Origin of the sequence: Stenotrophomonas nitritireducens (assembly GCF_001431425.1) — a bacterium.
GTDB classification, from domain to species: Bacteria; Pseudomonadota; Gammaproteobacteria; order Xanthomonadales; family Xanthomonadaceae; genus Stenotrophomonas; species Stenotrophomonas nitritireducens.
In genome coordinates, this window is sequence record NZ_LDJG01000014.1 from 98910 (window position 1) to 119464 (window position 20555).

General features: G+C 71.1%; 13 protein-coding genes. 11 read left to right on the forward strand and 2 right to left on the reverse strand.

Annotation, left to right across the window (positions count from 1 at the left end; genetic code table 11):
- Position 1: 1 nt before the first annotated feature.
- From ABB22_RS09860 to ABB22_RS09870, 3 genes are all read left to right on the forward strand, one after another.
- Positions 2-2509 carry a S9 family peptidase gene (locus tag ABB22_RS09860; RefSeq protein ID WP_057505203.1) on the forward strand — a complete coding sequence of 836 codons (2508 nt, stop codon included), beginning with the start codon at positions 2-4 and terminating at the stop codon, positions 2507-2509.
- Positions 2510-2803: 294 nt separating this feature from the next.
- Complete coding sequence (gene ppc / locus ABB22_RS09865) at positions 2804-5512, forward strand: phosphoenolpyruvate carboxylase (protein WP_057505204.1); 2709 nt, start codon at positions 2804-2806, stop codon at positions 5510-5512.
- A 27-nt stretch (positions 5513-5539) separates the two neighbouring features.
- Complete coding sequence (locus ABB22_RS09870) at positions 5540-8434, forward strand: serine/threonine-protein kinase (protein ID WP_055765831.1); 2895 nt, start codon at positions 5540-5542, stop codon at positions 8432-8434.
- 30 nt (positions 8435-8464) lie between these two features.
- On the opposite strand, the gene ABB22_RS09875 is transcribed toward ABB22_RS09870, so the two are convergent.
- The gene (locus tag ABB22_RS09875; protein ID WP_055765827.1) at positions 8465-8977 is read right to left on the reverse strand and encodes an acyl-CoA thioesterase; all 513 of its coding nucleotides are present in this window, start codon (positions 8975-8977) and stop codon (positions 8465-8467) included.
- Between the two features lie 243 nt (positions 8978-9220).
- The gene (metK, locus tag ABB22_RS09880) at positions 9221-10456 is read right to left on the reverse strand and encodes a methionine adenosyltransferase (RefSeq protein ID WP_055765824.1); all 1236 of its coding nucleotides are present in this window, start codon (positions 10454-10456) and stop codon (positions 9221-9223) included.
- Positions 10457-10686: 230 nt separating this feature from the next.
- Here metK and olsF point away from each other — a divergent pair, with 230 nt between their 5' ends.
- The 8 genes from olsF to ABB22_RS09920 all read left to right on the forward strand — a co-directional run bounded on the left by olsF (position 10687) and on the right by ABB22_RS09920 (position 20078).
- Positions 10687-12399, forward strand: coding sequence for a bifunctional ornithine lipid synthase OlsF (gene olsF / locus ABB22_RS09885; RefSeq protein ID WP_055765821.1), 1713 nt, complete (start codon positions 10687-10689; stop codon positions 12397-12399).
- Positions 12396-13199: a UDP-2,3-diacylglucosamine diphosphatase gene (locus ABB22_RS09890; protein ID WP_055765818.1), complete on the forward strand. Its 804-nt coding sequence runs from the start codon at positions 12396-12398 to the stop codon at positions 13197-13199. The genes olsF and ABB22_RS09890 overlap by 4 nt, the downstream gene beginning before the upstream one ends.
- 66 nt (positions 13200-13265) lie before the next feature.
- On the forward strand, positions 13266-14657 hold the full coding sequence (locus tag ABB22_RS09895) for a TolC family protein (RefSeq protein ID WP_055767307.1): 1392 nt from the start codon (positions 13266-13268) through the stop codon (positions 14655-14657).
- A complete protein-coding gene (locus tag ABB22_RS09900; RefSeq protein ID WP_055765815.1) occupies positions 14654-15664 on the forward strand; it encodes an HlyD family secretion protein in 1011 nt (336 codons plus the stop codon). The genes ABB22_RS09895 and ABB22_RS09900 overlap by 4 nt, the downstream gene beginning before the upstream one ends.
- On the forward strand, positions 15649-16833 hold the full coding sequence (locus ABB22_RS09905; protein ID WP_055765812.1) for an ABC transporter permease: 1185 nt from the start codon (positions 15649-15651) through the stop codon (positions 16831-16833). The genes ABB22_RS09900 and ABB22_RS09905 overlap by 16 nt, the downstream gene beginning before the upstream one ends.
- Positions 16830-17939, forward strand: a complete 1110-nt coding sequence (locus ABB22_RS09910; protein WP_055765811.1) for an ABC transporter permease — start codon at positions 16830-16832, stop codon at positions 17937-17939. The genes ABB22_RS09905 and ABB22_RS09910 overlap by 4 nt, the downstream gene beginning before the upstream one ends.
- A gap of 332 nt (positions 17940-18271) precedes the next feature.
- Positions 18272-19333: a metal-dependent hydrolase gene (locus ABB22_RS09915; protein ID WP_055765807.1), complete on the forward strand. Its 1062-nt coding sequence runs from the start codon at positions 18272-18274 to the stop codon at positions 19331-19333.
- A 145-nt stretch (positions 19334-19478) separates the two neighbouring features.
- A complete protein-coding gene (locus ABB22_RS09920; RefSeq protein WP_055765804.1) occupies positions 19479-20078 on the forward strand; it encodes a nitroreductase family protein in 600 nt (199 codons plus the stop codon).
- The last annotated feature ends 477 nt before the right edge of the window (positions 20079-20555 follow it).

Below are 20555 nucleotides of genomic sequence, written 5' to 3' on the forward strand. Positions count from 1 at the left end.
CATGACGATGTTCGCTTCCCGCCGCGCCCGGCGGACTTCCGCGGCGCTGGTGCTGTGCGCCGGCCTGCTGCTGGCCGTGCCGCCGCTGCTGGCGGCCGCCCCGGCCGCCAACGCCCCGGCAGGCGATGCCCAGGGCTACCGCCTGCCGTCCGCGGCGCTGCAGGCGGTGGTGGACGCCCCGCGCGCGCCCAGCCTGCGCCTGTCGCCTCGGCGCGACCTGGCGGCGATGCTGCAGACCCCGCCGCTGCCGTCCATCGCCCAGGTGGCGCAGCCGGAACTGAAGCTGGCCGGGCTGCGGATCAACCCGAAGACCTTCTCCGACAGCCGCTTCTCCTTCGGCAGCAAGCTGTGGCTGGTCTCCACCGCCGATGGCGCGCAGCGCCAGATCAGCGGCCTGCCGCAGCCGCTGTCGGTGGCCTCGCTGGCCTGGTCGCCGGACCAGAAGTACCTGGCCTTCAACCAGGTGGACCCGACCAGCGGCAGCAACGAGCTGTGGCTGGTGGACGTCGCTGCCGGCAGCGCACGCCGGGTGGCGGAGCGGCTGAACTCGGTGGTAGGCAATGGCTACGCATGGCTGCCGGGCGGCGATGCGCTGCTGGTGATGCAGCGCCCGGCCGGGCAGGGCGCCGCGCCGGTCGGCGACGGCATCCCGACCGGTCCGGCGGTGCAGCAGACCGAGGCGGGCAAGGGCGTGCGCTCGGTGCGCACCTACCAGGACCTGTTGAAGAACGAACACGACGCGCGCCTGTTCGAGTATTACCTGCAGGCGCAGCCGGTGCGGGTGGCGATCAACGGTGAAAGCCGTCCGCTGGGCATGCCGGGCATCTACCTGGGGCTGTCGTCCTCGCCGGACGGCAACTACCTGCTCAGCCAGCGCGTGGAGCGGCCGTTCTCCTATGCGGTGCCGGTGAGCAGCTTCCCGCGCCGCATCGAGGTGCTGGACGCGCAGGGCCGCGTGGCGCACACGGTGGCGAAGCTGCCGCTGGTCGAAGGCCTGCCGACCGGCAACGACGCGGTGCCGACCGGCGTGCGTTCGATCTCCTGGCGCGCCGACGCGCCGGCCACCCTGGTCTGGGCCGAGGCGCAGGACGGCGGCGATCCGGCACGCGAGGCGGCGATCCGCGACGCGGTGCTGGTCCAGGCCGCGCCGTTCGACCGGCCGCCGCTGACGCTGGCGCGGCTGGCGTCGCGCTATGCCGGCATCACCTGGGGCCGTGGCGATGTCGCCCTGCTCAACGAGTACTGGTGGAAGACCCGCCAGGTGCGCGAATGGAAGATCGCCCCGGACCAGCCGGAGCAGGCGCCGCAGCTGCTGTCCGAGCGTTCGGAGGACGACCGCTACGGCGACCCGGGCGCGCCGCTGCTGCAGCCCGACGACGGCGGCCGTGCACGCCTGCAGTTCACCGCCGATGGCCACGGCTTCTACCGCGTCGGTGATGGCGCCTCGCCTGAAGGCGACCGCCCGTTCCTCGACCGCATCGACCTGGACGGCGGCAAGAGCGAGCGCCTGTTCCACTCGCAGGCGCCGTACTACGAAGCGCCGGTGGCGGTGATCGATGGCGATGCGCCCCGCGTGCTGTACAGCCGCGAGTCCAACGACGAGCCATCCAACCTGTATGCGCGCGCGCTCGGCGGCGAAGCGGCACTGGTCGCGCTGACCCACAACGCGCATCCGCTGCCGCAGCTGCGCGGGGTGAAGAAGGAGCAGATCCGCTACAAGCGCAGCGATGGCGTCGAGCTCACCGCCGACCTGCTGCTGCCGCCCGGCTACGACCCGAAGAAGGACGGTCCGCGCCCGGTGCTGATGTGGGCCTACCCGGCCGAGTTCAAATCCGCCGCCGACGCCAGCCAGGTCACCGGTTCGCCGCATCGTTTCAATGCGGTCAGCTACTGGGGACCGCAGGCGTTCCTGGCCAAGGGCTACGTGGTGCTCAACAACCCGACCATGCCGATCGTCGGCGAGGGCGATGCCGAGCCCAACGACACCTATGTGCAGCAGCTGGTGGCCAGCGCGCAGGCGGCGGTGGACGAAGTGGTGCGCCGTGGCGTGGCCGACCGCGGGCGCATCGCCGTCGGCGGCCATTCCTATGGCGCGTTCATGACCGCCAACCTGCTCGCGCACACGCGCCTGTTCAAGGCCGGCATCGCACGCTCGGGCGCCTACAACCGCACGCTGACGCCGTTCGGTTTCCAGGCCGAGGAACGCAACTACTGGCAGGCACAGGACATCTACCTGAAGATGTCGCCGTTCAACTACGCCGGCGACATCAAGGATGCGATCCTGTTCATCCATGGCGTGGACGACAACAACTCCGGCACCTTCCCGATGCAGAGCGAACGCATGTTCGCCGCGGTCAAGGGCCTGGGCGGCAATGCGCGGCTGGTGATGCTGCCCAACGAATCGCACGCCTACCGTGCGCGCGAATCGATCATGACCATGCTCGCCGAAAGCGAGGACTGGCTGGACCGTTGGCTGGCGGCGCCGGCGAAGGACGGCAAGCGCCGTTGACCCGGCGCCGGGTGGACCTGGCCGGCAAGGCGTCAGCGGGGCAGCGCCCCGCCCTGCAGGTTGGCGCAGCGTCGGCGCTGTAGCGCCGGGCATCGCCCGGCGATGCTCCAGGGCTGCTCCCGGCAAGCCATTGCATGACCACGACGGGGCGTTCGCGCCCCGTCGTCGTGTCTGCGCGGACAGCGCGCGGACAACATGCAGATGCAACCATTTTCCGTATTGATGCACTGCAAAAACGCCCGGATTTTTCGGTTAGGCTTGGGGCGTTCCCGCTCTCGAGGTTCCGGTTCCTGGATGAACGAGTACCGCAGCAGCGTCGTTTTCGCCACGCCCGATCTGCCCCTGCGCGACGATGTCCGTCGCCTCGGCGCGATGGTCGGCGATCTCCTTTCCGAACAGGTCTCGCCCGCATTCCTCGATGAAGTGGAAGACGTGCGCACCGCCGCGATCGCGCGCCGCGAAAGCCAGGCGCCGCTGGCCACGCTCAGCGCGCAGCTGGCCGGGCGCACGCCGCGCCAGGCCGAGGCGCTGGTGCGCGCGTTCAGCACCTATTTCCAGGTGGTGAACATCGCCGAGCGGGTGCACCGCATCCGCCGCCGCCGCGACTACCAGCGTGCCGGCACCAAGCGCCCGCAGCCCGAAGGCCTGCAGGACGCGCTGCAGCAGCTCAAGGCACAAGGCGTGACGCTGGAAGAACTGATGCAGTGGCTGCCGCGCATCGATATCGAGCCGGTGTTCACCGCCCATCCCACCGAGGCTGTGCGCCGCGCGCTGCTGGAAAAAGAACAGCTGATGGTGGCCAGCCTGGTGGACAACCTCGACGGCCAGCGCACGCCGGGCGAGCAGGCCGCCGACACCGCGCGCCTGCGCATGGCGCTGACCGCGTCGTGGCAGACCGCCGATTCCTCGCCGGTGCGGCCGAGCGTGGAGGACGAGCGCGAGCACGTCGGCTTCTATCTCACCCGCGTGCTGTACCGGGTGATGCCGGTGTTCTACGAATCGCTGGAACAGGCGCTGCTCGACACCTGGGGCCGCAGCCTGCCGCTGCCGCGGCTGGTGCGCTTCGGCACCTGGGTGGGGGGCGACATGGACGGCAACCCCAATGTCGATGCGGCCACCATCGCCGCCACTTTGAACGCGCAGCGCGACGCGGTGCTGGAGCTGTACCTGAAGGACCTGCTCAAGCTCGCCAGCCTGCTGAGCCAGTCCACCGAACTGGTGCCCGTGAGCGATGCGGTGCGCGCGCGGGTGGAGGAATACCGCGCGCTGCTGCCGCAGGTGCAGTCGCGCCCGCGCCACGCCGACATGCCCTATCGCCTGCTCAACGACCGCATGCGCGCGCGCCTGCAGGCCACGCTCGACGACGCGCCGGGCGCGTACGCCTCGCCGGAGGAACTGGTCGGCGACATCCAGCTGATCCTCGACAGCCTGGATGCCAACAAGGGCCGGCATGCCGGCTGGTTCTCGGTGCGCCGCCTGTTGTGGCGCGTGCGCACCTTCGGCTTCCACCTGGCGCGGCTGGACGTGCGCCAGGAGTCCAGCGTGCATGCGCGCGCGCTGGCCGAGGTGCTGGGTGGCCAGGATGCGTTCGACGCACTGGACGGCGCGGCGCGCGCGCGGCTGTTGTCGCCCTACGCCGCAGGCGAAGCTGCGCTGCCGCGTGGCGACGACGAGAGCGGACAGCGCCTGGACAAGGTATTCGCGGCGCTGGCCGACGCGCACCGTCGCCACGGCGCCGACGCGCTGGGCAATTACATCATCTCGATGGCGCACGACCGCGGCGATGTGCTCGCGGTGCTGGCGCTGGCGCGGCGCGGCGGCCTGGTCGCCGACGGCAATGTGCCGCTGGACATCGTGCCGCTGTTCGAGACGGTGGACGACCTGCATCGCGGCACCGCGACCCTGCGCGACCTGCTCGCCGACCCGGTGTACCGCACGCACCTGGCCGCGCGCGGCGACGTGCAGATGGTGATGCTCGGCTATTCGGACAGCGGCAAGGACGGCGGCATCGCCGCCTCGCGCTGGGGCCTGCAGCAGGCGCAGGTGGAGCTGCTTGGCGTAGCCGCCGAGCACGGCGTGCGCCTGACTTTCTTCCATGGCCGCGGCGGTTCGATCAGCCGTGGCGGCACCAAGACCACGCACGCAGTGGATGCCTCGCCGCGCGGCAGCATCGACGGCCGCCTGCGCGTCACCGAGCAGGGCGAGGTGATCCATCGCAAGTACGGCATCCGCGCGCTGGCGCTGCGTTCGCTGGAACAGTCCGCCGGCGCGGTGCTGCGCGCCAGCCTGCGCCCGCGCGCGCCCGAACCGCGCGAGGCGCAGTGGACGCCGGTGATGGACATCGTCGCGGCGGAAAGCGCGCGCCGTTACCGCGCCTTCGTCGGCGACGCGCAGTTCATGGACTACTTCCGCAACGCCACGCCCATCGACGTGATCGAGCGCATGACCCTGGGGTCGCGGCCGTCGCGCCGGCTCGGCCAGGACGCGGCGCTGTCCAACCTGCGCGCGATCCCCTGGGTGTTCGCCTGGAGCCAGGCGCGGGCGGTGATCCCGGGCTGGTTCGGCGTGGGCAGCGGCCTGCAGGCCGCCGCCGATGCCGGCAACGAGGAGCTGCTGCGCGAGATGGCGCACGACTGGCCGTTCTTCGCCACCTTCCTCGACGACATGGCGATGGTGCTGAGCAAGGGCGACATCCACATCGCCGAACAGTTCTCGCGCATGGCCGGAGTGCTGCACGAACGCTTCTTCCCGCTGATCCGCGAGGAGCTGGCGCTGACCGCGCACTGGGTCAAGCGCCTGAGCGGCCAGCAGGAACTGCTCGAGCACGATCCGCGGCTGGCGCTGTCCATCCGCCTGCGCAACCCCTACATCGACCCGATCAGCGCCCTGCAGGTGGACCTGCTGCAACGCTGGCGTGAAAGCGGCCGCGAGGACGAGGCGCTGCTGCGCGCGCTGGTGGCCTGCGTGAACGGCGTGTCGCAGGGAGTGCAGAATACGGGCTGACGGCGGCGTGCCGGGACGGGAACGGGGATGATGCGCGAAGGGGACGTAAGCGGTGGCGATGCAGCGCGTTACCACCGGGTCAAGCAGATCGTGCTGCAGGCGCTGGACCTGCAGGGCAGCGCCCGCGAGGACCTGGTCGCCCGCGAGGCGGCGGGCGACGCGACGATGGTCGAGGAAGTGCGGGCGTTGCTCGCCGGCATGGAGGCCGACCAGACGCTGGTGGTGTCGTTGCGCTCGTCCGGACCCCCGGCGCCGGACGCGGGACAGGACCTGAGCGGCCAGGAGGCCTCGGCCGACGCCGCGCGCGACTACCGCCTGCTGCAGCGCCTGGGTGCCGGCGGCATGGGCGTGGTCTACCTGGCCGAACGCAGCCACGGCGACTTCGTGCAGAAGGTCGCGTTGAAGCTGCTCAATCCGGTGGCCGAGGCATCGCCCGAGCTGCGCGAGCGCTTCGCCCGCGAACGCGAGCTGCTGGCGCGGCTGGACCACCCGGGCATCGCGCGCCTGCTCGACGGCGGCATCCTCGCCGACGGCCGTCCGTTCCTGGCGATGGAATACGTCGAAGGCGAGCGCGTGGACGTCCATGCCGCGCGCCTGCCGCTGGACGAGCGCATCGCGCTGTTCATCGGGATATGCGAGGCGGTGGCCGAGGCGCACCGCTGCCTGGTCATCCACCGCGACCTCAAGCCGGCCAACATCCTGGTCGACGCGCGCGGCCAGCCGCGCCTGCTGGACTTCGGCATCGCCCGCCTGATCGACGAGGACAGCGCGGCGGCGGGCGACACCCATACCGGCCAGCACGCCCTGACCCTGGCCTATGCCAGCCCCGAGCAGCTGGCCTGCCAGCCGCTGACCACCGCCACCGACGTCTACTCGCTGGGCGCGGTGCTGTACCAGCTGGTCTGCGGGCAGCTGCCGTTCGCCGACATCGACAATCCGGCCGGCCTGTACAACGCCATCGCCAATACCGACGTGCAGCCGCCCAGCCGGCGCCTGCGGCGCGATGGCGAGCCGCCCGCGCAGGGCCGCGCGGTGCCGGCCGACATCGATGCGATCGTGCTCAAGGCGCTGCGCAAGGAGCCGGACCGGCGCTATGCCTCGGTCGCGGCGCTGGCCGAGGACCTGCGCCGTTACCTGGCCCATCGTCCGGTCAGCGCGCGCGCCGACGAACGCGGCTACCGCGCGCGCCGCTTCCTGCGCCGCAACGCCTGGCCGCTGGCCGCCGCCGCGCTGGTGCTGCTGTCGGTGCTGGGCGGCCTGCTGGCCTCGGTGCTGGCGCTGCGCGAGGCGCGGGCGCAGCAGGCGCTGGCCGAAAAGCGCGGCCACGACCTGCAGCGGCTCGCCGACTTCCAGCAGGCGATGCTGGAAAGCGTGGACATCGATGCGATGGGCCATGCCATGACCGACACCCAGCAGCGCAAGGTGCTGGAAGTGCTGGAGAAGCAGGGCGCCGGCCAGCCGCTGGACGTGCGCCTGCGCCAGGCCTTCGCCCAGGTCGGTGCGCCGAGCATCGCCCGCGACGCGCTCGACCAGCAGATCGTCACGCATGCGCTGGCACGGCTGGACGGTGATTTCGCCGATGCACCGCTGCTCGCGGCCGACATGCGGCAGTCGCTGGCACGGGTGCTGATCGCCATCGGCCACTATGCGCACGCGGCCGACGAATTGCGGCGGGTGCTGCAGGTGCGCGGGGCGGCGCTGCCGGCCACCGATGCGCGCATCGTGTCGGCCCGCATCGACCTGGGACAGGCGCTGTCGCTGCAGGGCGAACTGGAGCCGGCCACGGATGCCTACGACCAGGCGCTGGCGGCGACGCGCGCATTGCCGGCGCTGGACCCGCAGCGCCGCGCTGCCGAGGCCGGCGCCGCGCGGACACAGGCGGCGCGCGGCGAACTGCAGGCGGCGTTGGCCCGCCAGTCGGCGCTGCGCAAGGCGTGGATGGCGGCCCTGCCCGCCGACGACGAAGCTCTGCTGCTGTTGCGCGGCGACTACGCGCACACACTGGACAAGCTCGGGCAGCGCGACGCGGGCAGCGCCGAGATGGACGCGCTGCTGCCGCTGTACCGCTCCCGCTTCGGCCCGGAGTCGAACCGTACGCTGGCGGCCATGGATACGCTGGCCGAACTGGCCTTCGCCCACAACGACTACGAGCAGTCCGCCGCGCTCGCCCGGCAGGTGGCCGAAGTGCGCGAACGCCGGCTCGGCGCCGAGCACCCGGACACGCTCAAGGCCTGGGGCATCGCCGCCGGCAGCCTGGTGCGGCTGGCCGATTCGCCGGAAACCTTTGCCGGGGCCGAAGCCCTGCTCGACCATCTGCTGCAGGCGCAGGGGCGGATTCTTGGCATCGAACACCCGGCCACGCGGCAGTTCATCGTGGCCAAGGTCCGCCTGCTGTCCAAGCAGGAGCGCACGCTCGAGGCGATCGCGCTGCAGCGCCAGCTGCTGGCCGATTGCCAGCGGGTGCTGGGGCCGGACCACAGCGAAACCCTGTTCGCGCAGGGCAGCCTGGCCAGCCTGTTGAGCTACCTGCCGGAGCGCCAGGACGAGGCGCGGCGGTTGGCGCAGGCGGTGCTGCCGCCGATGGGCCGGCAGCTGGGGCCGGAACACCCGTTCGTGACCGCCACCTACGACCTGATCGGGCGCATCGAGCGCAACACCGGCAACTGGGAGGCTTCGCGCGACGCCCACGCGCGGGCGCTGGAGATCCGCTCGCGTACCCGCGGCATGGTCGATGGCAACACCATCGAAAGCGCGAACCGGCTTTATGTCGCCCTGTTCAACCTGCGCGACGAAGCGGGCATGCGCGACCTCCGCGCCCGCTTCCTCGACCCGCTGATCGCACGCGACCCGGGCACCCTCAATGCCAGCCTGCGCAGCGTGCGCGAAGCCTCCCTGCTGGCGCTGAAGGGGCGCTGGGACTAGGCCGGGGCCTGCCGCCTATGAGCCGGGGCGTTAGCCCTGGCCCGGCGCGGAGGAGGGGGTGCTCCTGAGCAGTTCCAGGTGGCGCTGCTCCATCTCCTGCCGCAGCTGCCGGCGTATCTGCGCAGCGGCATAGCGGCGCTTCTCGTCGCCGGTCTGCGGCTGCAGCGGCGGCACCGGGGTCGGCTTGCCCTCGTCGTCCACCGCGACCATGGTGAAGAAGCAGCTGTTGGCGTGGCGCACGCTGCCCTTGCGGATGTCCTCGGCCACCACCTTGATGCCCACCTCCATCGACGAGGTGCCGGTGTAGTTCACCGAGGCCAGGAAGGTGACCAGTTCGCCCACCGCGATCGGCTGGCGGAACGTGACCTGGTCCACCGACAGGGTGACCACGTAGTTGCCGGCATAGCGGCTGGCGCAGGCATAGGCGACCTGGTCGAGCAGGCGCAGCACCGCGCCGCCGTGCACCTTGCCGGAAAAATTGGCCATTTCCGGCGACATCAGCACGGTCATCGACAACTGGTGGGGCGTGGGCGTGATGGACATGGCGGCTGCCGCGGTGAAGGGAGCCGCAGGCTACCCCAGCGTCGTGGAAGGCGGTAGCCGGAGATGTCTGGATTCGTGCGCTGCTGCGTAGCGTCCGGCGGTGCCCGGCGGGGCTTTGCCGGTAATGCCCCAGTGGGGCGTTGCCCCGCTCTACCGGAGGCGAATGCGGGAAGCCGGCGCGGGCGCAAACGGAAAGGCCGCCCTTGCGGGCGGCCTTTCCGGTGATGCGGTGCCTTGCGGGCCTTACTTGAGCTTGGCGGCCTTGCGCAGCGCTTCGGCGCGGTCGGTCTTCTCCCACGAGAACGCCGTGGCGTTCTGGGTCTTGCCGTCGCCGTCGACGTACGAGAATTCCTTCGGCTTGCGGCCGAAGTGGCCGTAAGCAGCGGTCTGCTGGTACATCGGGTGGATCAGGTCGAGCATCTTGATGATGCCGTACGGGCGCAGGTCGAAGTGCGCACGGATCAGCTTCTCGATCTGCGCGTCCGGGATCTTGCCGGTGCCGAAGGTGGTGACCGAGATCGAGGTCGGCTCGGCCACGCCGATGGCGTAGGAGACCTGCACTTCGCACTTGTCGGCCAGGCCGGCGGCAACCACGTTCTTGGCGACGTAACGGGCCGCATAGGCAGCCGAACGGTCGACCTTGGACGGATCCTTGCCGGAGAACGCGCCACCACCGTGGCGGGCCATGCCGCCGTAGGTGTCGACGATGATCTTGCGGCCGGTCAGGCCGCAATCGCCCACCGGGCCGCCGATCACGAAGATGCCGGTCGGGTTGATGTGCACCTTGTTCTTCGGCAGCTTGTCCAGCCATGCCTTCGGCAGCACCGGCTTGAGGATGTGCTCGCGCACGGCCTCGATCAGGTCCTTCTGCTTCACGCCCGGGTCGTGCTGGGTCGACAGCACCACGGCATCAAGACCTTCGATCTTGCCGTCCTGGCCGTAGCGCAGGGTCACCTGGCTCTTGGCGTCCGGGCGCAGCCACGGCAGCGGCGAGTTCTTCTTCTTGCGGACCTTGGCCTGCTGCTCGACCAGGCGGTGCGAGTAGTAGATCGGCGCCGGCATGAATTCCGGGGCTTCGTTGCAGGCATAGCCGAACATCAGGCCCTGGTCGCCCGCGCCCTGTTCTTCCGGCTTCTTGGCCTTCTTGTCGGTGCCGTCCACGCCGGCGGCGATGTCCGGCGACTGCTTGCCGAGCATGTTGATGATCGCGCAGGTGTGGCCGTCGAAGCCGACGTTGGAGTTGTCGTAGCCGATCGAGTTGATGACGTTGCGGGTCAGCTCCTCGATGTCGACCCACGCCGAGGTGGTGACTTCGCCGGCGACGATGGCCGCGCCGGTCTTGACCAGGGTTTCGCAGGCGACGCGGGCGCGCTTGTCCTGGGTAAGGATCGCGTCCAGCACCGCATCGGAAATCTGGTCGGCGATCTTGTCCGGATGGCCTTCGGAGACCGACTCGGAAGTGAAGAGATAGCTGGACATGAGCTTGTATCCCTGTATGCGGATGAAAAGATAGCCGCGAATGATACACGGCCTTGGCGCCCCCGGAATAGTGCAGGTGGGGTCGTTGCCATCCGGTTAATAAACCGGTTCACGCGTTCGGCCGTGCCGGCGCGCCGCGCCCGGGCGTCACGGAACTGCCGCAAAACCGCAACCGCATTGCCGTGTGCCGGAGGCAGGCTGCCGGCCAACCGGGCCGTCGGACAACCGTCATGCACCAGATCGAACAACGCCTGCAGCAGCGCTATCCCGATTGGTTCCACGGCCCGCGCGGCCGCCTGGCGCGGCCACTGCTGCGCACGGTGGGGCGCTGGTCGCGGCTGGACCGGATACAGGAATTCCTGCGCGGCAACGGCGACCGCCATGGCTTCGCCTTCGTCGGCGCGGCGCTGGATTTCCTGGGCAGCCGCTATGAGGTGGAGGCCGCGTCGTTGGCGCGGATTCCCGCCAGCGGGCGCCTGCTGATCGTGGCCAACCATCCCTCCGGCGCGCTCGATGCGCTGGCGCTGCTGGATGCGCTGGGCAAGGTGCGGCGTGACGTGCGCATCGTCGCCAACGACCTGCTGGCGGGCCTGGAACCGCTGCGCGAACTGCTGCTGCCGGTGCGCATCCTCGGCGGCCGCGCGCAGCGCGCCAGCCTGCAGGCGGTGGAACAGGCGCTGGCGGCCGAGCAGTGCGTGATCGTGTTCCCGGCCGGCGAGGTCTCGCGGCTGTCGCTGCGCGGCATCCGCGACGGGCGCTGGAACCGCGGCTTCGTCCGCTTCGCCAACGCCACCCGGACGCCGGTGCTGCCGGTGCGGGTGCAGGCGCGCAACTCGGCGCTGTTCTACGGCGCCTCGACCCTGTTCAAGCCGGCCGGCACCGCCCTGTTGGCGCGCGAGATGTTCGCCCGCGGCGGCCGGCCGTTGCGGCTGCAGGTGGGGGAGGCGATGCGCCTGGATCCAGAACTTGACCCGGCGCTGCAGCTGGAGGCGGTGCGGCGCGCGCTGTACGCGCTGGGCCGCGAGGCCGCGCAGGCCGACGCCGTGGGCGGCGGGCCGGAACCGCTGGCCGCGCCGATCGCGGTGGAGCAGGTGGCGGCGGAGATCGAGGCTGCCGAACTGCTCGGGCAGACCGGTGACGGCAAGCAGATCCGGCTGGCGCGCTGCGCCGCCGGTTCGCCGCTGCTGCTGGAACTGGGCCGGCTGCGCGAACTGACCTTCCGCCGGGTCGGCGAGGGCACCGGGCGCAGCCGCGACCTGGACGATTTCGACCCGCTGTACCAGCACATCGTGGTCTGGGACGCGGCGCAGCAGCGCATCGCCGGCGCCTACCGCATCATGCGCGGCGCCCAGGCGCTGGCGCGCAGCGGGCTGGCCGGGCTCTACACCGCCGCGCTGTTCCGCTACTCGGACGACGCCATCACCCGCATCGCCGAGGGCATGGAACTGGGCCGCAGCTTCGTCGTGCCCGACTACTGGGGCAGCCGCAGCCTGGACTACCTGTGGCAGGGCATCGGCGCCTACCTGCAGTGCCAGCCGGGCATCCGCTACCTGTTCGGCGCGGTGTCGATCAGCGCGGCGCTGCCGCGCGAGGCGCGCGAGCAGCTGGTGGCCTACTACCAGCGCTACTACGGCGGCGGCCCCGGCCTGGCCGAGTCGAACCGGCCGTTCCAGTACTTCGCCGCGCCGCCATGCTTCGGTGACCTGGATGCCGAGGCCGCGTTCGAGGTGCTCAAGGCCAACCTGGCCACGTCGGGGACCAGCGTGCCGACGCTCTACCGCCAGTACACCGACCTGTGCGAGCCGGGCGGCGCGCGCTTCCTGGCGTTCGGCGTGGATCCGGACTTCAGCGATTCCATCGACGGGCTGATCGAGGTGGACCTGCAGGCGATCCGGCCGAAGAAGCGCAAGCGCTACCTGCGCGATGCAGGAGCGGTGGCATGAGCGCGCCGGCGCTGCTGCTGCCGCACCGGCGCGCGGTGTTCATCTCCGACACGCACCTGGGCGCGCGCCATTGCCATGCCGCCGAACTGGCGCGCTTCCTCTCGTTGCTGCGCTGCGAGCGGCTGTACCTGGTGGGCGACATCGTCGACCTGTGGTGGCTGGCGCACAAGCGCGCCAGCTGGGAGCAGGCGCACAACGAGGTGATCGAGGCGCTGCATGCGCTGCGCCGCGCCGGCACCGAGATCGTCTACATCCCCGGCAACCACGACGCGCCGCTGCGCCGCACCTGCGGGCTGATGTTGCCGGCCATGCAGGTGCGGCGGCGTGCGATCCATGTCACCGCCGACGGCCGCCGCCTGCTGGTGGTGCACGGCGACGACTACGACGGCATTACCCATTTCGGCGGACTGCAGGAGCGCTTCGGCGACTGGCTGTACTACCGCATCCTCACCGGCAACCGCCTGCTCAACGCGCTGCGTCGGCGTCTGGGCCTGCGCTACTGGTCGCTGTCCGAGTTCCTCAAGCGGCGCAGCGCGGCGGCCGAGCGCTATATCGAGCGCTTCGTGCAGGCCGGTCTGGCGGATGTCCGTCGCCGCGGGCTGGACGGCATCGTCTGCGGGCACATCCATCGTGCCGCACTGGTCGAGCGCGACGGGCTGGTCTACGCCAACGACGGCGACTGGGTCGAAAGCCTCACCGCACTGGCCGAGGACCAGGACGGCAGCCTGCGCCTGCTCGACCACGCCGGCCGCAGCCTGGCGTGGCTGCCGCCGCGCGCCTCGCTGGCGCAGGCCGCCTGAAGCGCCCGCGCATGCTTCTTCCTCACGGACCGGCCGGCTATGCTGGCCCGGTATGGGGAAGGGAGCATCCGGGTGGCGGGCAAGCGGCCGAGGACGAGACATGCACTGCGGGCCGGGCTGTTTGCAGCGGGCCTGCTGCTGGCGGCAGCCGCCGCCGCCGATGACGCGCCGGTACTGAGTTTCGAGCAGGCGCGCGAGCGCCTGGAACAGGTGTCCGACGCGCTCGCCGCGGCCCAGGCGGGCGTGCGCAACAAGCAGGACCTGCAGGACGCCACCCGCTACCTGCGGCTGCCGGAAATCACCGCCGACGTGCGCCGTATGCAGTTCCAGAAGACCCTGAACCTGCCGCTGGGCTCGCTGGCGCCGGTGGCCGAGGCGTTCGGCATCGAATCGCCGCTGCAGTTCGCCGAGCGCGACTGGCGTACCCGTCCGATCGTCACCGCCAGCGTGCCGCTGTACAGCGGCGGGCTGATCCCGGCCGCGCAGCAGGCGGCGCAGGCGGCCACCGCGCAGGCCCAGGCCGAGCGCGAGGCGCAGCGGCAGTCGCTGGCGCTGCAGCTGGTGCAGGCCTATTTCGGCCAGCAGCTGGCCGCGCAGGCGGTGCAGGTGCGGCGCGAGGTGCGCGATGGCCTGCAGCGGCACCTGGACGATGCGCTCAAGCTCGAGCGCGAAGGCTTCGCCAGCCGCGCCCAGCGCCTGCAGGCCAATGTCGCCCGCGACAAGGCCGAGCGCGACTACCAGAAGGCGGTCAACGACCTGGCCACCCTGCAGCAGGCGCTGGCCACGCTGCTGCGCAGCGGCGGCACGGTCGGTACCGCCTCGCCGCTGTTCGTGATCGATGCGCCGCTGGGCGCGCGCGCCGACTTCGAGCGCAGCGCGCTGCAGCGCCACCCGCAGATCGAACGCCTGCGCGCGCTGAGCGCGCAGGCCGAGCAGGGCGTGCGCGTGCAGCAGGCCAAGCTCAAGCCGCAGGTCTACCTGTTCGGGCAGTACGACCTGCATCGCCGCGACGCGCTGCTGACCGATGCCGACTGGGCATTCGGCATCGGCCTGCGCTACACCTTCCTGTCGCCGACGGCGCGGCCACTGCAGGTCAGCGCCGCGCGCGCGCAGCTGGAACAGGTGCAGTCGGGCCTGGGCGAGGCGGAGAACCAGCTGCGGCTCGGCGTGGGCAAGGCCTGGAACGAGCTGGACACCGCGCGCAGCCAGTTCCGGCTGCTGGACAGCAGCATCGCCCAGGCCGAGGAGAACCTGCGCCTGCAGGAACTGTCCTTCCGCGAAGGGCAGGCCACCTCGCTGGACGTGATCGATGCGCGCCTGGCGCTGGGCGGCGCACGGGTGGAACGGGCGCAGGCCGCCTACCAGTTCGACGTGGCCCTGGCGCAGCTGCTGGAAGTAAGCGGGCAGATGGAACGGTTCGACGACTACCGCCGGCGTGCGGACAAGGTGCTGGAATGAGCGATTCACTGGGACAGGGCGCCAGCCCGCGGCATCGCCGCGTCTTCGCCATCGCAGGCGGCCTGCTGCTGGCGCTGGTCGCGCTCGGCCTGTGGCTGGGCCTGCGCACGCCGGCCGACCAGGTGCAGGGCATGGCCGACGCGGATAGCGTCAACGTCGCCGCCAAGGTCACCGCGCGCCTGCAGAAGCTGCATGTGCGCGAGGGCGAGCGGGTCGCGGCCGGGCAGGTGCTGTTCGAGCTGGACAGCCCGGAAGTCGCCGCCAAGGAGCGCCAGGCCGATGCCGTGGTGGCGGCCGCGCAGGCGGTGGCGGACAAGGCCGAGGAAGGCGCGCGCAGCGAGGACATCCGCGCGGCCGAGGCCAACTGGAAACGCGCCGTGGCCGGCGCCGAACTGGCCACCGCCACCTTCCGCCGCGTGGACAACCTGTTCGGCGAAGGCGTGGTGACACGACAGAAGCGCGACGAGGCGCGTGCGCAGGCGCGCAGCTCGGAGGAGCTGGCGCGCGCGGCGCGGGCGCAGTACGACCAGGCGCTGGCCGGCGCGCGGCAGCAGGACAAGGCCGCGGCGCTGGCGCAGGTGCGGCAGGCCGAGGGCGCCAAGGCCGAGGTCGACGCCGCGCGGCAGGAGACGGTGGGTCGCGCGCCGCTGGCCGGCGAAGTCGGCAAGCGGATGTCCGACATCGGCGAACTGGTGCCGGCCGGCTACCCGGTATTCACCCTGGTCGACATCGACCGCATGTGGGTGGCGCTGACCCTGCGCGAGGACCAGCTGCACGGGCTCAAGCCCGGCGCCAGGCTGCAGGGCACGATTCCGGCGCTGGGCGGGCGCAGCGCCGGCTTCGAGGTCTACTTCATCAATCCGGCCGGCGACTACGCCACCTGGCGCAGCACCCGCCAGTCCTCCGGCTACGACGTGCGCAGCTTCGAGGTGCGGGCGCGGCCGCAGCAGCCCATCGACGGCTTCCGCCCGGGCATGAGCGTGCTGTTCGCATGGCCGCAGGGCTGACGCCGGGCACGGCCGCCGCCTTCATCGCTTCGCTGCGGCGCGAACTGCGCCATTGGCGCGCGGACCGCTGGGAACTGGCGCTGGTCACGCTGATGCCGCTGCTGCTGATGGCGCTGATGATGTGGCTGTTCTCCAGTTCCGTGCTGCGACAGGTGCCGGTGGCGCTGGTGGACCTGGACGGCAGCCCGGACAGCCGCGCGCTGGCGCGCGCCATCGACGCCAGCCCGGGCGTGGCGATCGCCAGCCAGCCGGCATCGCTGCAGCAGGCGCAGGCGCAGCTGCGCGCGCTGGAGGTGTTCGCCATCGTGCTGGTGCCGCGCGACATGAGCCGGCGCGCGCTGCGCGGCGAGGCCGCGCCGGTGTATGCGTTCTACAACGCCACCTACATGGCCACCGGGCAGTCGGCGGCGCGCGACATCGCCGACGCGGTGGGCGCGTTCAACGCGCGCATGCTGCGCGAGCGTATCGGCCGGCAGGTGGGGCCGGCGCGGCTGCGCGCGGCGCCGGTGACGGTGCAGGCCACGGTGCTGCACAACCCGGCGCGCAGCTATGAACTGTTCCTGCTGCCGCTGGTCTTTCCCGCGGTGCTGTCGCTGCTCGCCGCGCTGGCCGCCGGCGGCGCCTTCGGCCGCGAACGCCGCGACGGCCTGTTGACCGCATGGCTGGGCGAGCGACCCTGGGCGGCCATCGCCGGCAAGCTGGCGCCGTACTTGGCGCTGTTCTCGCTGTATGGCGCGCTGGGCGTGCTGTACGTGGCGTACGTGCGCGGCGACGGCGTGGCCGGCAGCCTGTGGCTGCTGTTGCTGGCGCAGCCATTGTTCTACCTGGCCTGCTGCTGCTTCGCGCTGCTGTTCATCGCCATCACCCGCGACATGGGCACCGGCCTGTCGCTGGTGGGATTGAGCATCGGCACCGCGCTGGCGTTCTCCGGCGCTACTTTCCCGGTGGTCGAGGCGCCGCTGTTCACCCGCGTCTGGAACGCGCTGCTGCCGCTCACCGCCTATGTGCAGGTGCAGATGCAGCAGTTGTTCATGGGCGCGCCGTGGGCGCTGTCGCTGCGACCGCTGGGCACGCTGCTGCTGATGGCGGCGGTGGCCGGGGGCCTCGGCGCGCTGCTGCTGGTGCGGGCCGCGCGTCGGGAGGCCGGTGCGGAGCCGGTGCCGGCATGAGGCGCATCGCCGCCACTTTCCGCGCGACCCTGCAGGCGGTGTTCGCCGATTCCTCGGCACGCGCGGTGATGATCGGCGCGATCCTGCTGTACTCGTTCTTCTATCCGGCCGCCTACCGCCACCAGGTGGCCAGCGACCTGCCGATCGCGGTGGTCGATGCCGACCGCAGCGCTACCAGCCGCGAACTGGTCCGGCATATCGACGCGCTGCGCGCGGTGCGGGTGGTGGCGCAGCCGACGGACCTGGCGCAGGCGCGCGCGCAGCTGGAAGCCGGGCAGGTCGACGGCATCGTGCTGATCCCGGCGCGGCTGGAGCGCGACATCCTGCGCGGCGGCAGCGGCCAGCTGGTGCTGCTGGGCAATGGCGCTTACCTGAGCCGCGCCAGCGCCATCCTCAATGGCCTGGCCGAGGGCATCACCGCCTTCGCCCGTGGGCAGGCAGTGCGCCAGGCCGCCTTCATGGGGCCGCCGCAGGCCGCGCCGCTCGAACTGGTGCAGCGGCCGCTGTACAACACCCGCGAAGGCTACGGCAGCAGTGTGGTGCCGGGCGTGGCCGAACTGATCGTGCACCAGACCCTGCTGCTGGGCATCGGCGTGCTGCTGGGCAGCCGCCGTGCGCAACAGGGCCGGCGCCTGCATTTGGCGCCGCCGGTGCTGCTGGGCATGGCGGCGGCGTTCGCGCTGGTGGCGATATGCGGGCTGCTGTACTACGCCGGTTTCACCGCCTGGGCGCAGGACTATCCGCGCGGCGGCAACGTGCCGGGCCTGTTGCTGGCGGTGCTGCTGTTCGCGCTGGCGACGGTGCCGTTCGGGCTGTTCGTCGGCAGTTTCTTCACCACCCGCGAGCGTGCGTTCCAGTACGTCACCGCGGTTTCGATCCCGCTGTTCTTCCTGTCCAACCTGTCGTGGCCCGCGCTGGCCTCGCCGCCGGCACTGGTGGCGCTGGCCAGGCTGCTGCCGACCACGGCCGGCATCAACGCCATCGTGCGCACCCAGCAGATGGGGGCGCGGGTGCCCGAGGTGAGCGCGGAACTGCTCAATCTGCTGCTGCTGGCAGCGCTGTACGCCGCGCTCGCGCTGTGGCGGTTCCGCCCGCAGCAACCGTAGGAGCGGCTTCAGCCGCGAAGGGGCTTGCCTGGGTGTTCCTGCATGCCAGGGCCGGTGTGATCTGCTGGCAAGCTCCATCGCGGCTGAAGCCGCTCCTACGTTGGAGGCTCGGCGTGCGATGCGGGGACCTGCATGTCCGCGTGCAGTAGGCGCTTGGGATTTGCTGGGAAGGCCCATCGCGGCTGAAGCCGCTCCTACGTTCGAGACTCGGCGGGTGTGCGGGGGCCTGCATGTCCGCGTGCAGCGGGTGCCTGGGATTTGCCGGGAAGGCCTCTTCGCGGCTGAAGCCGCTCCTACCAGAAGGATGGCGGGGCGGCCGGCATAATGCGGGCATGGATTCCCTCAGCCAGATCGTCCTGGGCGGCGCGGTCGCCGCCGCCATCGCGCCCGCCGGCCACCGCCGCGCGGCCCTGCTCGCCGGTGCCGCTCTTGGCACGCTGCCCGACCTGGACGGGCTGCTGGTCGTCGCCTTCACCCGCGACCCGGTCAGCCTGATGACGGTGCACCGCAGCTTCAGCCACTCGCTGTTCGTGCTGCCGCTGCTGGGCACGCTGATCTGGTGGCTGTACCGGCGCTTCGGCCATGGCCGGGTGACGGCGGCGCCGGCGCGCTGGTGGTGGGCGATGGTGCTGGCGCTGGTCACCCACCCGCTGCTGGATGCCTTCACCGTCTACGGCACGCAGCTGTGGTGGCCGTTGATGCCGCCTCCGACGATGTGGTCGAGCGTGTTCATCATCGACCCGCTGTATACGGTCTGGCTGGGCCTGGCCTGCGCGGTGGCCTGGTTCGCCAGGGCGCGGCCGCTGGCGCAGCGCGTGCTGGTCGCGGGGCTGGCGCTGAGCTGCGGCTACCTGGGCTGGTCGCTGCTGGCCAAGGGCATGGTCGAGCGCGAGGCCGACCGCTCGCTGGCGGCGATGGGGCTGGGCGATGCGCCGCGGTTCTCGGTGCCGATGCCGTTCAACACGCTGCTGTGGCGGGTAGTGGCGATGACGCCGCAGGGCTATGTGGTCGGCGACCGCTCGCTGTGGGCCGACCACGGGCCGATGCATTTCAGCGGCCATCCCTCCAACGTGCAGGCGCTGCGGCAGGCGGCGCCGATCCCGGCGGTGGCGCGGCTGCAGTGGTTCAACCGCGGTTTCATGCGCGCGCAGGTGGTGGAGGGCGAGCTGGTGCTCAGCGATCTGCGCATGGGCCTGGAGCCGGACTACAACTTCAGCTTCGCCGTGGCCCGGGAGGACGGCGGCAGCTGGAGGGCTATCCCGCCGCGGCAGCTGCGCCCGGTGTACCGCGAGGCTGGCGGCCGCGCCTTGCTGAAACAGCGGCTCGCGCGTGTCTGGCGCCGTATATGGAACGATGACGACGAAGCTCCCGTGGAGGTGATGGCTGGCGGATAGGGAAAATTCCGAAGGGAAGGGTTATTGTTTTAAATTTGGAACAAATAGTGATTTATCTGATATTTGTTCTGAATTTGATGTTAATTACACTGGCGCCCATTCCACGAATGGCCGCTTGCCGGCTTTCCTTCCTTCCGGAGTCATCATGAACAGCCAAGCCATCGCCCTGTACAAGCAGCGCCGTTCCCAGTACGCGCTCGGCCGCAACCTGCCCATCGGCCAGGACCAGGCCACCGACCTGATCAAGCATGCCGTGCGCGAGGCGCCGTCGGCGTTCAACTCGCAGCCCACCCGCGCGCTGATCCTGCATGGCGCGCAGAGCGTGAAGTTCTGGGAGCTGGCCAAGGACGCGCTGCGCCAGATCGTGCCGGCCGAGGCCTTCGCCGCAACCGAAGGCAAGCTGGACAGCTTCGCCGCCGGCGCCGGCACGGTGCTGTTCTTCAACGATGTGGACGTGACCAAGGGGCTGCAGGACCAGTTCCCGCTGTATGCCGACAACTTCCCGGTGTGGGCCGAGCACGCCAACGGCATCGCCCAGTTCGCGGTGTGGACGGCGCTGGCCGAGGCCGGCATCGGCGCCAGCCTGCAGCACTACAACCCGCTGGTGGACGAGGCCGTGCGCCGCGAATGGGGCATCGCCGCCAACTGGCAGTTGCGCGCGCAGATGCCGTTCGGCTCCAACGAGGCCGGCTTTGGCGAGAAGAACTATATGGAAGACGAAGCCCGCTTCAAGGTCTTCGCCTGACGCTTCCGGCGCGCTCCTCCCCCGCGCCGATCCAGGCCCGCCGGTCCCACCGGCGGGCCTTTTTGCAGGCGGCCCTGTAGAGCGGGGCAACGCCCCGCTGCGGCATTGCCGGCCAGGCCCGCCGGGCGCCGCCCGGCGCTACAGAACCCGCCACCTTGTAGAGCGGGGCAGCGCCCCGCTGGGGCATTGCCAGTCCGGCCCCGCCGGGCGCCGCCCGGCTCTACAGAACCCCGCCACCTTGTAGAGCGGGGCAACGCCCCGCTGGGGCATTGCCAGCCCGGCTCCGCCGGGCGCCGCCCGGCGCTACAGAACCCCGCCACCTTGTAGAGCGGGGCAGCGCCCCGCTGGGGCATTGCCAGCCAAGCCCCGCCGGGCGCCGCCCGGCGCTACAGAACCCCGCCACCTTGTAGAGCGGGGCAACGCCCCGCTGGGGCATTGCCAGCCAAGCCCCGCCGGGCGCCGCCCGGCGCTACAGAA

Coding starts and splice junctions, on each gene's coding strand:
- ABB22_RS09860 (WP_057505203.1), top strand. CDS start 2: ATGACGATGTTCGCTTCCCGCCGCGCCCGGCGGACTTCCGCGGCGCTG.
- ppc (WP_057505204.1), top strand. CDS start 2,804: ATGAACGAGTACCGCAGCAGCGTCGTTTTCGCCACGCCCGATCTGCCC.
- ABB22_RS09870 (WP_055765831.1), top strand. CDS start 5,540: ATGATGCGCGAAGGGGACGTAAGCGGTGGCGATGCAGCGCGTTACCAC.
- ABB22_RS09875 (WP_055765827.1), bottom strand. CDS start 8,977: ATGTCCATCACGCCCACGCCCCACCAGTTGTCGATGACCGTGCTGATG.
- metK (WP_055765824.1), bottom strand. CDS start 10,456: ATGTCCAGCTATCTCTTCACTTCCGAGTCGGTCTCCGAAGGCCATCCG.
- olsF (WP_055765821.1), top strand. CDS start 10,687: ATGCACCAGATCGAACAACGCCTGCAGCAGCGCTATCCCGATTGGTTC.
- ABB22_RS09890 (WP_055765818.1), top strand. CDS start 12,396: ATGAGCGCGCCGGCGCTGCTGCTGCCGCACCGGCGCGCGGTGTTCATC.
- ABB22_RS09900 (WP_055765815.1), top strand. CDS start 14,654: ATGAGCGATTCACTGGGACAGGGCGCCAGCCCGCGGCATCGCCGCGTC.
- ABB22_RS09905 (WP_055765812.1), top strand. CDS start 15,649: ATGGCCGCAGGGCTGACGCCGGGCACGGCCGCCGCCTTCATCGCTTCG.
- ABB22_RS09910 (WP_055765811.1), top strand. CDS start 16,830: ATGAGGCGCATCGCCGCCACTTTCCGCGCGACCCTGCAGGCGGTGTTC.
- ABB22_RS09915 (WP_055765807.1), top strand. CDS start 18,272: ATGGATTCCCTCAGCCAGATCGTCCTGGGCGGCGCGGTCGCCGCCGCC.
- ABB22_RS09920 (WP_055765804.1), top strand. CDS start 19,479: ATGAACAGCCAAGCCATCGCCCTGTACAAGCAGCGCCGTTCCCAGTAC.